Raw genomic sequence first — 15,950 nt, forward strand, 5'->3', positions numbered from 1 at the left:
GTTTTAGGCTGTATCTTGCAAACTATTTTCTCGTAACCGGGAATTCGGTGATCCGCAATGTGGTACATCCATAGGGAATCAGCGTGATCTCCTCTTCCGGAAGGGTCTCGGCCTGATACTGCACACTGTAGGGCAGTGGGCCGGCTGAACCGTTGTACTTCTGCCATTCTGGGAGCCGTTTCCCTTTTGTCTTGATCTCGATGGGGGCATTGACGCTGTTCCAGGGGTAGCCGTTCATCCCCTTTTTGACAACCTGGAACTCGCTCGCGATATTCTCCTCCCTGATCGACTCCTCCTTCAGGCAGTAGTTCCATGGAGAGCTGCTGTGTACTTCGTAGTACCAGTTGCCGTACCTTGTTCCAAACTTGTGGTCGTCGGGCACCTTGACCCACTTCTCTTCCATTTTCAGGGCATAAACCAGCGGGCCTCTTTCCACGACGGCCGAACCTTCATACCAGCGGGATACGGTCACCTTCATCGGCAATACCAGTTCCACCTCGTCGCCAGATTTCCAGACCCTGGAGATCCGCTCCATCTCGCCACCCGCTTTATTACCGAGGGGTTCACCGTTTACACGGAGTTCTGCCTCCTCACACCAGCCCGGAATACGTAAATAAAGTGGGAATTCCACAGATTCCGTCGCCTTGTCGGGAATATCTATCCTGAACCGGATGGTTTCATCGAAGGGGTAGTCGGTTTTCTCCTCAATCTTCACCAGGGTGCCCTGGCCAACTTTGGCAGTTACCACGCAGGGCGAGTAGTATAATGCGGCTAGACCGTTGTCGTCGGAGGCATACCAGAGATGTCTCGTGAATTTGGGCCACCCTTGGTGCAGGTTCGACGTGCAGCAGGGATATCCGGTCAAGAGGCCAAATAGCTGATCGGTCCCGTGGTAGCAGGTGACGAAGTTCCTGGGGGTTCTCGATACCTCCACCTGGTTGAGCTGCTGGTAATATTGGCGCGCGTCGAAATCGTCTGAAATCTGGGTGGGCAATGCGTTGAACGATACCCGCTCCAGCCAGTCGGCCCACTCGACGCTGCCGGTAATCTCAATCATCTTCTCCAGGGAGAACATCAGTTCAACCGTGGTGCAGAGCTCGGAACCCTGTGTCGGGTTGCCGGTGTGCAGCAGCTCATCGCCTCCATATACCCCGATGGGCCAGCCGTGGGTCCTCATCAGGTCTTTGTATCCCTGCCGGATCGCTTTGATATGTCTCTCGTCGCCGGTTGTCTGATAACGGATGACCGGCTGCTTCATCCCCTGTGCCAGATTGACACAGTGGACGCTGAAGAGCGAGGAGAGCATCTCCCTCTCCTCAAAGGCGGTTGTCCAGTCCATCGTCTGCTCGGTTATCAGGTCGCCCAGCTCGAGCAGAAACTTCTCGCCGGTCAGGTTATAGAGCCAGTAGACCACCATCAGGTTGTCGCCGCCCCGGTAGTGTCCCCAGCGGGTCCAATGGTTGAGCGGGGTTTCGGGCAGTTCCTTTAGCTGATATCTGAAGTAGTTGAGCATGAATGGGATGACCCGCTCATCGTTGGTGGCCTCATAATATTGTTTCATGAACTTCAACACCACCATTTTGGGCCACCAGTCGCGAGCGTTGTTCCGCTGCAGCCCCTCCTCGGGTTCACGATCTTCGGAAGGTCCGAAATAGCCTGCGGAGTCTTGGCTCTGCAGCACCCATTCCACCCAGGGCTGAACCTTCGCCTTTAACGAGTCGTCGTCGAGGATATATGCCAGGGGCAGCAATCCGTCGATCCAGTAAGGTCCTCTTTCCCAGACGTCGCCGTCACCGCCGAGCCAGCCGTTGCGCGGGCCCATCACCTGGGGATAGAGGGAGTCGAGATGGCCGGTCATTCCATCTTTCATCTTCAGCAGCTGCTCTTTCAGCCATCCTTCGGGTCTGACCTCCCCCAGGGGAAGTTCTATAAAAGGTTTGGCAATCAGTGGTAATCTGTTTTGAAGATATAGGCTTGTGGGAGGTTGCCCTGTTTGCTTTGGGGTGCACATAGTGGTTAAAAAGATAAGGGTTGTTAATAAAATGGTACCTAAGCAACTTTTCTTCATAATGCTAAAATTTTACTGATCCTACTAAATGATTCTATTTTGATTTATAATGCATCCTTCACACATCGGAACCCAACGGTGGCTTTTCTCTCGAATCCCGGAGAGAGCCGCAACAGATACTGTCGGTAGTTGAGTTCGCGGGGGCCTCCCTGTACATACCAGAAGCTCGATTTCGGCATGAAATAACTTCCTCCCTTGACCATGATGTAGCGGTAGGTGGTGTTGTCATACACATCGCTGGTCAATTGCCAGACCGACCCGACCAGGTCGTAGAGGCCATACGGATTGACTCCCTTTTCATATTTCCCGACAGGGTAGAGGTAGCCGTCGCCCAGATTGCAGCGGGTGGAGTCGATACCCCTGATATGCCATACCGAGAGGGTATTGGTGATGAACTCCTCTTCCCGTTCCACCGGCGTCTCCTGAATCCAGGGCCACTCATTGCCTGCTTCGGTTTGTGCGGCATACTGCCATTCAACTTCGGTGGGGAGCCGCTTCCCTGCCCATCTGGCATAGGCTTTGGCATCTTCGATCGTGACGTAGATGACAGGGTAATCCTCCTCGCCGGGAGGAATCTTCCCGTTTACCCAATGCTTCAGAAAATTGGTGGTATCCTTTGGCTGATAACCGGTTGCCCTGATGAACTCCCGGTATTGCCGGTTGGTTACCGGGTAACGGTCCATGAAGAAGCTCTTCATGAAGATCCTCTCCCCATTCTCTGTGGGATGGGGGGGATAGGGGATAAATGAGTCGCCTGTACGGTAATTGTCGCATTGGAAATAGCCCGAGGGGATGAACACCATCCCTTCCGGCGCGGTGGCGGCAGGCTCGGTAGTCTCGGCTTCAGAGAGGAGGCGTGCTGTGCCGGGGGTGATGTTGATGATCCGCTCATCGATAACCTCCTCGCCCTGCATGGCCTGAATCACAAATTTTCCCTCATATCCGGGAAAGTGGTGTAGTAGTCTGATAGAGTGCCCGCCGATGCCGAATGTGGCAGCCCGCTTGCCGTAGGTTGGCAGGCCGGCCCAGAGCCGGATGCTGTCGCCCTCGCTGCTCGAGAAGGTCAGGAGGTCACCCTCGAGCCTTACCTTCAGCCGTGCCGGAAAGAGGGCGATGGCGGTGACCGAGCTTTCGTTGTTGGTCCCCAGGTCAGCGATATGGAACCCCTGGAGCGATACTTTCAGGTAGTGCTTTCCGTTGATGCTGTTTACCTCCAACTCCTCATGACGGAGGAGATCCAGGTAGTGCTCATTGTCACCCGGAGGCTCAACTTCGAATAGGTTGCCGCAGAAACCTTCGGGATGCAGGTTGAATACGGTGTAGAGGGTTTTGGACAGACCGAGCCACCGGTTCACGTAGATGCTGTCTGCGAGTGTGGGGATCAGGGGGGTGTATGCCGCCTGCAAGAAGTTGTTGCTGTGTTCCCGCTGTACCCGCAACAGTTGCCCCCAATAGCGCAGTTGTTCATCGGACCAGCCGAATCTCCCCGGCGGAAAACTGTTGATCTCGGTTCCGTGTCCGTTGAAGAAGGAGATGTTGAACTCCCTTCGTATGGGTTCCCTGGCCTCCTCGGCCACTCTGAAGATGGCAAACTCCGGCTTGATAAATTTGTTTAGGTTGAGCAGCGGGGGGTAATAGAGGGCATTGTGCACCCTTCCCGAAACGATTCCCTGCATGTCGCGGGGGACCGCCATCCCCTCGCTGTACATCACCACCCCCTTCCTGGCGGCGTCAACAGCATCCTGCAACTCCTTGCTCGATGCTCCCCTCGTGTCGAGCACAAAGCCGTCGATGTCGGCAACCCGGGTGATGTTGCTCATGCCATCTAGATGGTCCTCGTCGGACCGGGTGCTTTCGTCCCATGGATTGTAGCAGAGGAAGAAATAGGCGCCGTTTTGATGGCATATTTCCGATATCGCCTTTAGCTGGTCGAAGCCTCTCGGCAGATCGCGGAACATGTCCCACTGGTTGCGCTGGTCCATGCCCAATGCGGGCCAGGTGGGCCAGATCCCGAAAATGTCGTATCCGCCCATTAGCTGTTTCATCTTTTTGAGGTAATCCTCGACGTGATACGACCCGTCGGCCTGGTCATAAAAGCGTCTGTCCCACGCCATCATCAGGTTGGCGGCATAACAGTTTCGGATCCATTGCAGGTCTTCCCGCTCAAAGAGGCTGTTGTCGAAGGTGCCGGGAGCAACATCATAGAGGTATCGCTCCTGAAACATCAGCCTGAGCCCGTTTTGCCACTCTCCCCGGTAGCTCTCCAGCCAGAGGGCGTATTGGATGGAGCCTCCCGGATGGAGGATGGTTTCAAACCGTTTCAGTCTTCCGTTCTGCAGGCTTTTGTTGTCGCGGCGGGTCAGTGCCACCAGGTGGTTGTCGCCGTCGGTCTCCACACAGGAAAAGCCCAGTTCCCAGGCGTTGTCGGGCAGAATAACGTTAACCGGACTATAGCCGGGCCTGAAGAGATATGAGCGTGACAGGTAGTGTGGCCCCCTTCCCGTAATGTAGATATGGCGATCATCCCTGCCCAGCGGGACCACATTGTGCAGGCAGAGCGTGTCGCCTGAGATATTCCTGAAGGTAATGACCATCTTGATTCCGGGAGCCGGAGTAACCTGGCTGCAGGATATCTCCACTTTATCTGACAGTTTCTCGGTGGAGTGGATGGTTTCATCCAACTGGTAGGATATCAGGGGCAATTTCCGCTCCATTCGGATCTCAGGGCCAAAAGAGCGGATGAGGAGCGGGTTGTTCTTTTCAAAGACCAGTGGTCCAGGATTTTGCCCGTTCATGGACGCCGGCATGGCCAGCGAGAGCAGTATGAAGAATAACCATATCTTGTTTCCTTTCATAGTCGTCACTGTTGTTGCATTCATTGAAAGAGGCGACACGATTATCTGGCGGCTGATTCCGCCAACATGGCGCCTTGATAGTCGACCACATAGTACCACCAGTCGTTGAACTTGCCATCCCGGGGGTTTATTCCCCGATAATGGGGCAGGTGGCCTAGATAATAGGTCATCCAGCCCAATTGCCATGAGCCGTCGGGATTGCCCCATTCAGTCCGGTTGATCTTCCGTTTCTTCTTCCCCTGCAGGTAGGGGTAGTTGAGCCATTCATCCACATAGCTTTCGATATAGGTTTCGTTGCCAAAGTCGTAGTCATATTGCCCGTTTGGCGGATAATGGACATTCCCTACCTGTGCCGCGCCCTTCTCATACCTCTCATATCTCAATCCATAGGCGGAGAAGAGTTCCCAGGTGGTCAGGTCGGATAATTCCGGTTTCTGTTCGTAATTCCACCATCCATATACCTGCATCATGGTCGATTCGAAACGGTGGCTGAAGCTCTCCAGCGCACAGGCAAGATTCCGCTCGTAATTTAGCCCCATGACCGATAGAAGCTTGTCTGAGGGGAAGGTGTCGTCGGGCGGTGAGTTGATCCAAAATGCATTCTCACCCATCATGTGCGATTCATACATACCGGAGTAGGGAAAGCTCCAGACCCACACCTCATCTATTTCTCCCCTGTTGAGGGCGAGGTCAAACTGGTAGTGGCGCACCATCGATCGGTAATCGTAGGAGGTGCCAACGGTCTTGAAGGTTTTCCAATCCTTCTCCTGGAGCAGTGAAATAATCTCTTCCAGGGAGAATAATCTTTTCTGCGGGTCATTCTTCAGGAAGGTAAAGAAGCGGTCGGCATGATGTTCGCTCACTATTTGAAAATCAATCGTGTAGTCCGAAGCCTTTTCGAGTGCCGCTTCATATCTTCTGCAAAGCTCCACCGGATCGTTCCAGAGAAAATGGTAACCAGGCGTAAGGAAATATTGGTGAAAACGTTTTCCCGTCGACGGAATGATGGGGTTTTCATAAACCACCGCCACCTTGACCACCTTGGTTCCGGCATTTCCATTCTCCAGTTGAATGCTGAAGGAGGCATCTTTTAGCCATTTTGACCTCAGTTGAATTTCCGCCTCTTTCCGCAGGTTTCCCTGGTAGATATTGAGGAAATAGTGCCCCTTCTCTTGGGCATAAACCGACAGGAGGCCGTCGGGATTGGTCTCTCCGCTCATCACGATATTATTCCCCTGCTCCCTCTCTTCCGGAGAGAGGTAGAATTCAACGGTGGCTCCGGCAACCCGCTTTCCGTCAGGATCAGTGACCGTAATGCGGAGATCTGCCAGATGATCGCGGTTTTCACTTCCCGGTTTGCATGCACCGGGGATGAGCAAGACCAGAATGAGGAAGATGCCACTCCCGATTAACCATGTTGAGGGTCTGCTTGGATTCTTCATTAAGTTGGCGTTAATTAATGGTTTAGGGTCAAACTATCCCGAAATTTCAGGATGGTTTGACCCGGAATGGTGACACTCTATTTCAACACGATGAAATGGTGGGTATGCCCATCATTCATCAGCAGGTAGCGGGTGATGTCCAAAACGGTGAGGTCATCCTTTTCAATCCTCAGGTAGTAGATCCCTTTCGATTTTTCAGCATCCAGATCAGGCTGGAAATCCTTGAAGGTGAAGATTGCTTTGCCGTCGGCACCGGTGGTCCCGCTCAGGAAGACATTGGTATTGTTGTCGCGATCGGCCTGGGTCTTGAAGATCTTCACCGTGGCATCCGAGACAGGTTGTGTCTGGTTGTCATCGCTGAAAACCTGGAGATGAAACTCCCAGGGAATGGACTTCTGGAACTCTTCGAAGATCCCTGATCTGTCACAGGAGAAGAGAAATATGGATAGCAATATGCATGTTAAAAGTCTCGTAGCTTTCATAGGGTCACATTTTAATATGTTGTACATAATGGAAATGGATTAAAACTCATACTCTTCGTACCTCTCCTGCTCTCCACCAAAAGAGTAGGATTCCAGATCGTAGAAACTGAGTTCGAGTATAGGAATCGGCAACTGACGGAACGAGCGTGTCGTCAACTGGAATTTGTCGATTGGTGTCCGCCGCCTGTCATAGAACGGAGTGGCGGTGTAGGCGTAACCGCACTCTACAAACCGTTCGTAGTAGATGGCTTCCATGATCTTATCCTTGGTGGATGTATCGGTGATGTCATTGAGATGTCCCCGGTTGACCCGAGTCAGGTTGACCAGTTGGACAGCCTTGGCCGTCTCGTTGGTTTGCAGTGCGGCTTCGGCATAGAGCAGATCAGACTCCGCTTTGGTGAAGAAGTAGAGATCGCCCTCTCCCGATTGCTGTCCTGTTTCTGAAAACCGTTTCAGAGCGTATGAACTGTACTTGCTGTAACCATCGTAAGAGAGACCTCCGGTGGGAGTATTCACGTCGGGGTAGTAGATGAAGTCGGTTCCCAGCCGGTAGTCGGGAGACTGCGCTTCAGGCAATGTCTGTCCCTGCCCGAAGTCGGTAGGCAACGGCCAGATGGCGCCCGGATCCCCCGGATAGGCCATCATGTTGATCACCCTCATGCCGACGCGGCCCCACTGGTTGCCGCCCGGCCAGGAGGCTGCGGCGTACGACCATTCATCCCAGCCCTGCAGCGGAAGTGTGGCCTTCACGTCCTGAGCCAGTCCGTCGGAGATATATTTCTTCACCCTATTCCAGTCAACAGAACTGTACTCCTGCTTGGTTCTCGGGTGGTAGGCGATTGCCCGTGCCGCCATGAAGTTGGCAAACTGGCGCAGCTTGACGTTGTTGCCCACGATGTCGGAGGGCATCATGCCGGAGAAGTTAGTGAAATTGTGCGTGTTGCAGATCTCAATGCACTTGTCGAGATAGGAGAGTGCCAGCGACTGGGCTTCCGATGCAGGCCTGATGTCATCGGCCGTAATGGATTGGATGTCTGAATCTTCAGTGATCAGGAAACACTGGTCGAACAGCAGGCTCAGTTCGGTATAGAAAGCCCCCATCAAGAAGTAGCAGTTGGCCAGGACCTTGTATGTCCGATCTTCGTTGTCCTCCTTGTAGACCATCCCCTTCTCTGCGATGGTGGCCAGCATATTCCTGACGGTGCTGATCTTGCTGTAATGGTTGTACCACAAGGTGCGGGGGAACCCGGCATTCTTGTCGCTGTTCGGTATCATGGGCTTTTCGTAGCCTCTTCGGTAATAGTATACCTGGAGGTTCCAGTTTCCGGCGCCGGCGGTAAAGGCATCGGAGTTGGTTGCCAGAATCCAGGTGTCGCCGTCGTATGCTCCCAACATGTGGTGCCACCAGTTGTTGTAAGCGCCTCCAATCAGCGACGGGTACTGGTTGATATCGCCCATGACCGTCTCAATATCCGGATCATACTCGTTTTTAATGTCGAGGCCGGAGAAATAGGGTTCACAGGAGGTCACTCCGAAAAACAGGATGATGAGTAGATATATTGCTCTTTTCATAATGGTAGTCTTTAAAATTCGATTGTTATTGTACCGGTAACCGTTCTGATATCGGATGGATATTTGGGCGTGTCGGAGCCGTTCAGCGTTCCGCTTTCAACGGTACGGGTCTCCGGGTCGGGACCTGAATAATTGGTCAGGGTAAAGAGGTTCCTGCCGACAATACCACATTTGACGCCGTAGATATAGGGAATATTCCATTTCTGGAGCTGTTTTTGGGTGATGTTGTAGTTCAATGACAGCTCCCTCATTTTCAGGAAGGTCGCATCCTCAGTAAAGGAGGCCCTGGAGTGCTGGTTCAGGTAGTTCATCGGCTTCCGCTTGTCCCATGAACGCTCTGACATGTCCCAGAATGCGGCGTTCCGCCCTGCGAACGACATGTATACCTTGGTGTTGTTGTAGAGAACCCCTCCCTGTTGCCACGACATGGTGAAGTAGAGCATCCAGTTTTTGTAGCTCAGCACGTTCATCAGGTTCATGTTGAAGTCGGGGATCATGTTTCCAAGATATTCATTCTGCGAGGTGTCGCCATTTTCGTCCAGAATAGACATCTTGGCCTCGTCGCGGGTGCCGATCAGATCTTTACGGACCACATAGCCGTAATTATTGATGGTGAAGAGATCCTCCACGCTCTGGCCTGGCTTGATGAGCTTGCTGGTTTTCACCTGGTCGAGCGAGGTGGCAAATTTGCTGGAGTAGAGCTTGCCATACTTCTCATGTGAAGCCACCTTGGTGTAGCCGATCATGAAATCGGGCCGTCCCAGTTCGCCAACATACTCGGTCAGCTTATCCCAGGTCAGGGTGGCATCCCATCTCCAATCCTTGTTTTTCAGCAGGTTGGTGGTCAGCGACACTTCATGGCTGTGGACAAAGAACTCGCCAATGTTGATGTTCTGATATTGAAATCCGGTAACACCCGATACAGTCATCACGTAAGGCAGGTCGGTATTCCGCTTATAGGAGTAGGAGTAGGTGAGGTCAAAACGGTCGAGAAACCGGGTGTCGATACCCACCTCCAGCTCCTGGGAGAGGGCCGGTTTCAGTTTCTTGTTACCCAGCTGTGCACCACCGTAGAGAGTTCCATTGCTCAGCGAGAAGGTCTCATACTTGGCACCGTAACTGGGCAATATGCCTGCGGTACCGTAAGATACCCTCGGCTTCAACATCTGGAAGTGGGGAATGGTGAAATCTTCGGTTGCATTCCATGCTCCCGAAATCCTGTAGTAGGTCTGCCACATGTTGTCGTCGCCGATGACCGAGGAGCCATCCCGCCGGATCAATCCGTCAAAGATATATTTCCCTTTGTAATCGAGGTTACCTACTGCGGTAAAGCTATTGGAGACAACCCGGCTGCCCCAGGATGAGTGGTCTCTGGTGTCGGGATCGGCCAGTTCGAGGGAGACGTTGTTCATCCCCGAAACTGCCAATCTGGAGCCGTTGCCCCATAGCCCTTCACTCTTCTCATCCTCGTAGAGGTATTGCAGTCTCAAGGTGGTGGTCAGATCGTCGAATGATTTAGTCAACAGGCCGCTGGCCTCCAGATTGTGTTTAAAGGTGTTTCCGGACCCTTTGTAGACATAACCCTCGTCGCGGATGCTACCGTCGGGGTAATTGACCAGCAGGCGTCCCTTCGGTGTCAGATCCTCATCCTGGTAGTGGAAGAGATCGATGTTGTAGTTGACGTTGAAGGTGGACCAGGTGGTGGGGATATATTTGATGCCGTAACTTCCCAGGAAACGGTTGGCTGTTCCCCGTTGAATCTTGTTGTTGATGTCATAGAGGGGGTTGATGTTGTTTCGGGTGGAGACAATGTTGGGGTTCACCTTGTAGGGTGTTCCGTCCAGGTTGTCGGCCAGGAAGTCGGCATTTGGGTCGGCATAGTAGATGTCGTCGAAATTGACAGAACGGCGGTCATTGATGGTTCTGACATACAGGTTCGAGAAGGTGAGGGTGACATTCTCAGTGGCCTTGGTATCGAGGTTGACCCTGAAGCTGTGCCTCTTTACCCCGTCCAGATCGCGGATGATACCGGGATTGTGGGTATACTGGATGGAGGTATAGTAATTCATGTCGCCATCCTTGGATCGCCCGGTCAACCCTGCCGTAGTGGAGTTGAAGAGCCGGGGCGTGAAGAAATCCTTGTAGGCGTCGTGGTCCATGATATATTTGTTGTCCCAGACCTGGTCATCATCCAGGATGCCCCGCATCGGCTGGCCCGCCTCATCCAGCTTGTGGCCGTGGGCAGTTGTCCTCTCCGGGAGAAAGCCGATCCAGTTGCTTCCTAGCTCGCTTTTTACCGATACGCGGGTTGTTCCGCTCTGCAGGTTGCTTCCCCGTTTTGTGATGATGTTGACTACACCACCGGCAGCTTTTGCACCATAGAAGGAGGCGGCAGCCGCACCCTTGATCACCTCCACGCTCTCCACATCCTCCATGTTGATATCTTTCAATACACCGCTGGTGATGACTCCGTCGATGATGATCAGCGGCTGGTCATTGCCGGTGAATGAGGTGGTACCACGAAGTTGTATCATCGGCTCTTCCATCGGGTTTCCACTGGCCGTGAAGACCTTGATTCCGGGCATCTTTCCCGAAAGCGCGCTGGCCACGTTGAGGGCCGGAACTTCGGTGATGATCTCCTTGTTGATCTTCTCCACGGTAAACGACAGTTTCTCTTTGGATGTCCCTTTGGCCACACCGGTCACGATGACCTCCTGAAGGAGTCTGGTGTCTTCTTCCAGGACGACTTCAATATAGGAGCGGTTGGCGGTGGAGATTGTTGTTTCATGGAATCCGATATAGGAGACCTGGATGGATGCCCCTTCCTTTACCTGCAAGGTAAACTCTCCGTTGATGTCGGTTACGGTTCCGTTGGTTGTTCCCAATTCGATCACGTTGGCCCCGATGATCGCTTCCCCGTTCTGGTCAATGATCTTTCCGTAGATTCTCCTTGTCTGTTGCTGGGCCACTTCTGTAACTGTCTGGATGTTGGGGTTGCGATCACTCTCGACATTGGCGGGGTAACCGGAACTACCCTGTGCCGTCATCGAGCAGATGAGCAACCCGAGTAACAACCACAATTTCATGTTTGCATTCCTTTTGCCGAACAGATATTCGACTAAATCGCGTGCGATTGGACTGATGTTTTTCATACTCGTCTGTTTAATAGTACCGTTTTCGTTAAAAAAGTTGATATTGTTAAGAGTAGAATTTTGCCGGTGCCATGGCAAACACCCTGCCTCCTGTTTTTATTTTCAAAGGTGTGTTAAATAAGATTTTCAGGGGTGTAAAATCAGTTCAAAAATGTGCAATATCGTACCAAAATAGCCCGGAATAGGTTAAAAATCCTTTGGCAGTATGCCGAACTGCTTGTAAAAACATTTCGAGAAATAGTTGGGGGAGCTGAAACCCACCATATAGGCGATTTCACTTATCTGATACTGTCTCTCCCTGATCAGTTCGGCCGCCTTTTTCAGCCGGATTAGCGTGATGAACTCATTGGGGGTCAATTCAGATATCACCCTCACCTTCCGGTACAGGGTGGAACGGCTGACTGCCGCCTCTTCGGCGATCTTGTCGATATTGAGGTCGGGATCACTGATATTCTCATGGATAATGTCGATGATCTTCTGCATGAAAAGCTCATCTGCCTTGGAGTGTGATATATCCTTGAAGGCCATCTCCGGTGACTTTCTGAAAAGCTCTATCATCCTGCGCCGGTTTTCCAGGAGGTTTTCGATCCGGGCCAACAGGTATTCGGTAGAGTAGGGCTTGACGATATACTCGTCGGCTCCGGTGTTGATTCCTTCGATCCTGGCTTCGAGAGCATGTTTGGCCGTCAACAGGATAACAGGGATGTGGCTGAACTTGATGTTGTCCTTGATGGCCTGGCAGAGCTCCAGTCCATCCATGACCGGCATCATGATATCGGTAATCACCATGTCCACATGGTGTTTCTCCAGTATCTCCAGCGCCTCCATCCCGTTTCCACACTGAATGAGGTTGTATCTGGGACTGAGCTGGTTATAAAGCAGGTGCTGGAAATCGCGGTTATCTTCAATCGTCACGATGGTAGACCGCTTTTTCTCATCGGATGGCAACGGGTGGAGGCAGAGCTCGGCCTTCCCTTCCTCAGCCGTTTCGTTTTCATTGATCAGCAGGGTCCTCTCCTGATGGTTGGGCAGGGTGAGCACGAAGATTGTCCTTTTCTCCTTCGAGTTATCGCAGTAGATCGACCCCTTGTGGAGCTCAACCAACGATTTGACGAAGGCCAGCCCCAGACCGGTCCCCTTTTTGTTGTGGTTTAACTTGAAGAGCGGCTCGAAAATCTTGTCGAGATACTCATCGGGGATGGTATTGCCATCATTCTCCACGATAATCCTGAAATGGTCGTCGGAGTGCTGCAGTTCCAAGATGACTATCGATGCTGAATATTTCAGCGAGTTGGAGAGCAGGTTGCTGATAATCTTGATGAATACCTCCCGGTCGATGTCGGCCAGGTGCGAGCTGGAGGAGTAGTTGGTGGTGAGGGTGATCTGCTTCAGTTCGAAGCTGGGCCTGAAGATATCGATGATCTCCTCGAGTACCTGTACCACGTCGACCCGGATGAAGTTCAACCTGAGGGATTTCGACTCACTCTTTCTGAAATCGAGCAGTTCGTTGACCAGTTTGAGCAGCCGGTTGACATTGCGCTGGACGATGGTGAGGTTTTCGAGGTAGGGGTTATCCTGGCCGATCTTGCTAAATATGTCTTCAATCGGGATCTTGATCAGGCTCAAAGGGGTCCTTATCTCATGGGTGATGTGTGTGAAGAACTCGATTTTCGAGGCAAGAAGTTCCTTCTCCTTGGTGTTCTCTAGCTCTTTCAACGCCTGTTCGTTCCGTTTCCTGGCTTTGCGAAGGAAGTGGCATATAGTTAAGGTGATAATGGTTGAGACCAGTGTGAAATAGAGGATGTATGCCCAGATGGTCCTGTACCAGGGAGGCAGAATCTTGATGCTCAATGTGGCGGCCGTCTCGTTCCAGATGCCGTCGCTGTTGGCCCCCTTGACCAGAAAGGTGTAGTTCCCCGGTGGAAGGTCGGAGTAGTTGACATTGTGTTCCGGCTGGATCTGCTTTACCTGTATCCACTCGTCGTCACGTCCTTCCAGCTTGTAGGCATAGAGGTTACCTTTCGGATAGACGTAGCTCAGCGCCGCAAAACTGATGCTGAAGACGGAGATGTTGTGGGGTAGGGTTATTCGGGAGGTTCTTGTGATGGATTGTTTAAGTGGGGAGTGGGTGGTTCCGATGGGTATCTGTGAGTTCCAGATCTGAAAATTGGTCAGAACGATTGGTGGAATGATGCCGTTGGTCTCCAGCTCGACGGGATTGAAGGCTACAAACCCTTTTACACCGCCAAAGTAGATGGTGCCGTTTTTGTCCATATAGCCCGACTTATAATTGAATTGGTCTCCCAGTAGCCCTTTCGAGTGGAAGTAACTGGTGATTTTCATTGTTTCCGGGACCAGCATGAAGATTCCTTTGTTGGTACTGCCCCAGATGTAGCCTCTCGAATCCTCAATTAACCGGTAAATCACCTCATTGGGCAACCCCTCCCTGGCCGTGGCTACGTTCCGGAACGAGTCGGACGCTTTGTCATAGATGGCCACGCCGGCCCCTTCGGTGCCGACCCACAACCTGTTTTTTTTGTCCTTCAGGATGCAGATGATCGATCTTCCGGTGTCGTTCACCCCGTGGGCAGATGGAATCAGATAGTGCCGCCACCGTTCAGTGAACCGGTCGTAGGAGTAGATACCATCCCCGATGGTAGCAAACCAGAGAATGCCGTTATGGTCCTCGGTAATGTCGTTGACCTGGTTCCTGATAATCTCCTCCCTGACCCGGATGAAGTTGTCGGTCGACGGTTCATAGAACTGCAACCCGGTGGATGATCCCAGCCAGATTCTGCCCGAACCATCCTTGTAGATGGAGTAGATGTTGTCATCTTTCAGGTTGTGTGTGCTATTGGTGTAGTTCTTGTAGCTTCTGGTGGGCAGGTCCATCACATAGAGACCCTCCGAGAAGGTTCCTACCCATAGTTTCCGGTTGTCGTACAGGAGGGAGTGGATATTCTTGGCCGGGATGCTGCTTCGCGAGAATCTCCCCGTGGTCAGGTCAAGGTGGTTTAACCCTTCATCCTCGGTTCCGATCCAGAGATTGTTCTGCTCATCCTCGCAAAACTCGCTGATACTCTTTCCACTGATGGAATTCTGGCCGGAGATGGGATAATATTTCCTGAACTGGGTGAAGGCGGGATGAAAGTAGTTGACCCCGCCGAAAAAGGTGCCTACCCAGATACCCCCTTCCCTGTCCTGGTACAGGCTGTGTATCGCATTGTCCGACAGTGAATAGGGGTCGTTGTGTCGGTGTCTGATGTTGTGGCAGCGGTTTGTCTTCAGATCATGGATATAGATGCCCTCCTCCGTTCCGATCCAGAGCTCCTGCGTTTCAGTCTTCATCAGGCTTCTCACGTAGAGGGGGGTACCGTTGCCCCCCTTTTCCAGGAAAGGCATGAACCGCTCACGGGTCAGGTCAAACTGCAATACCCCTTTGTTGCTGGTTCCGATCAGCAACCGGCTGGAATTCAGCGGCAGTATAATATTGACATCGTTGTCCGACCGGTTTTTGGTCTCACTATCCAGCAGAAATCTGCTGATTGCGCCCGTCTGGGGATGGATTCTCAAAATGCCGCCTCCATGGGTGGCTACCCAGATGTTGCCCTTGGAGTCGAAATCGATTTTTCTCGCGTTTGCGTCGTGGATGTCGCACAATTTCAACTTCCCGTCGCGGGTGTAGAGAAAGACCCCCTTCTCTTGGGCAGCAATCCAGATGTTTCCCTCCCGGTCTGCTTTTATATCGCGGATGATTCCCTCCACCATCTCCCCCTCTCCGGTCTTTTCCTCAAAGCGGGTAAATTTTTCCAGGTTGAGGTCGTGGATGTAGATGCCATTGGCTGTTCCCACCCAGATATGGTCATTATCCACCTGTAAGAGGGAGAGAATCTTGTTTGACCCGATGCTACCGTCAACGCTGTCATCCCGTTTGTAGATCTTGAAGTTGATGCCGTCGAACCGGTTCAATCCATCAATGGTCCCCAGCCAGATGAAACCGCTGTTGTCTTGGATAATGGAGTAGACCATGTTCTGGGAGAGTCCATCCTCCACAGCCATGTTCCTGAAGTAATAGACCCCGTTTCCCGACTGGCCTTTTGCGGAAAACTGGCAAGTAAGCGAGCATATCAGCAGCAGGAGAAGTTTTTTATAACCATCCATGTCGAAACGTTTTTTCTGTGGTACCGGACCGCTGGTTGGTGGGTCACAACCGACATCAAAGTTAGTAAATATCCAGTAGATCCATTTATCATGGAGGGGGTCGGAAGCATGGGATTTTCCTGCCGTTGTTTTTGGTTGTCAGGTTTAGGCACCCCTCTCTCCAGTCTATTATTGTTAAATATTTTTTACGATATTGTCTCGATTTTGTATTTTTTTAT

At 52.2% G+C, this 15,950-nt stretch carries 7 protein-coding genes; all 7 read right to left on the reverse strand.

Going from position 1 to position 15,950, the window contains the following annotated elements:
* Positions 1-22: 22 nt before the first annotated feature.
* Positions 23-2,068, reverse strand: coding sequence for a beta-L-arabinofuranosidase domain-containing protein (locus ING2E5A_RS03610; RefSeq protein ID WP_071136229.1), 2,046 nt, complete (start codon positions 2,066-2,068; stop codon positions 23-25).
* Between the two features lie 44 nt (positions 2,069-2,112).
* Positions 2,113-4,923, reverse strand: a complete 2,811-nt coding sequence (locus ING2E5A_RS03615; RefSeq protein WP_071136230.1) for a formylglycine-generating enzyme family protein — start codon at positions 4,921-4,923, stop codon at positions 2,113-2,115.
* A 41-nt stretch (positions 4,924-4,964) separates the two neighbouring features.
* A complete protein-coding gene (locus ING2E5A_RS15445; RefSeq protein ID WP_071136231.1) occupies positions 4,965-6,365 on the reverse strand; it encodes a hypothetical protein in 1,401 nt (466 codons plus the stop codon).
* A gap of 77 nt (positions 6,366-6,442) precedes the next feature.
* Complete coding sequence (locus ING2E5A_RS03625) at positions 6,443-6,847, reverse strand: Ig-like domain-containing protein (protein ID WP_154670020.1); 405 nt, start codon at positions 6,845-6,847, stop codon at positions 6,443-6,445.
* 39 nt (positions 6,848-6,886) lie between these two features.
* Entirely contained in the window at positions 6,887-8,419 is a 1,533-nt protein-coding gene (locus ING2E5A_RS03630; RefSeq protein WP_071136233.1) for a RagB/SusD family nutrient uptake outer membrane protein, read from the reverse strand.
* An 11-nt stretch (positions 8,420-8,430) separates the two neighbouring features.
* Positions 8,431-11,571, reverse strand: coding sequence for a SusC/RagA family TonB-linked outer membrane protein (locus ING2E5A_RS03635; RefSeq protein ID WP_071136234.1), 3,141 nt, complete (start codon positions 11,569-11,571; stop codon positions 8,431-8,433).
* 186 nt (positions 11,572-11,757) lie between these two features.
* Entirely contained in the window at positions 11,758-15,732 is a 3,975-nt protein-coding gene (locus ING2E5A_RS03640) for a hybrid sensor histidine kinase/response regulator transcription factor (RefSeq protein WP_071136235.1), read from the reverse strand.
* Between the last annotated feature and the right edge of the window lie 218 nt (positions 15,733-15,950).

Source organism: Petrimonas mucosa, assembly GCF_900095795.1.
Lineage (GTDB): Bacteria > Bacteroidota > Bacteroidia > Bacteroidales > Dysgonomonadaceae > Petrimonas > Petrimonas mucosa.

Bases quoted from the DNA above. Each gene is read 5' to 3' on its own strand.
- ING2E5A_RS03610 (WP_071136229.1), bottom strand. From the start codon at position 2,068: ATGAAGAAAAGTTGCTTAGGTACCATTTTATTAACAACCCTTATCTTT.
- ING2E5A_RS03615 (WP_071136230.1), bottom strand. From the start codon at position 4,923: ATGAAAGGAAACAAGATATGGTTATTCTTCATACTGCTCTCGCTGGCC.
- ING2E5A_RS15445 (WP_071136231.1), bottom strand. From the start codon at position 6,365: ATGAAGAATCCAAGCAGACCCTCAACATGGTTAATCGGGAGTGGCATC.
- ING2E5A_RS03625 (WP_154670020.1), bottom strand. From the start codon at position 6,847: ATGAAAGCTACGAGACTTTTAACATGCATATTGCTATCCATATTTCTC.
- ING2E5A_RS03630 (WP_071136233.1), bottom strand. From the start codon at position 8,419: ATGAAAAGAGCAATATATCTACTCATCATCCTGTTTTTCGGAGTGACC.
- ING2E5A_RS03635 (WP_071136234.1), bottom strand. From the start codon at position 11,571: ATGAAAAACATCAGTCCAATCGCACGCGATTTAGTCGAATATCTGTTC.
- ING2E5A_RS03640 (WP_071136235.1), bottom strand. From the start codon at position 15,732: ATGGATGGTTATAAAAAACTTCTCCTGCTGCTGATATGCTCGCTTACT.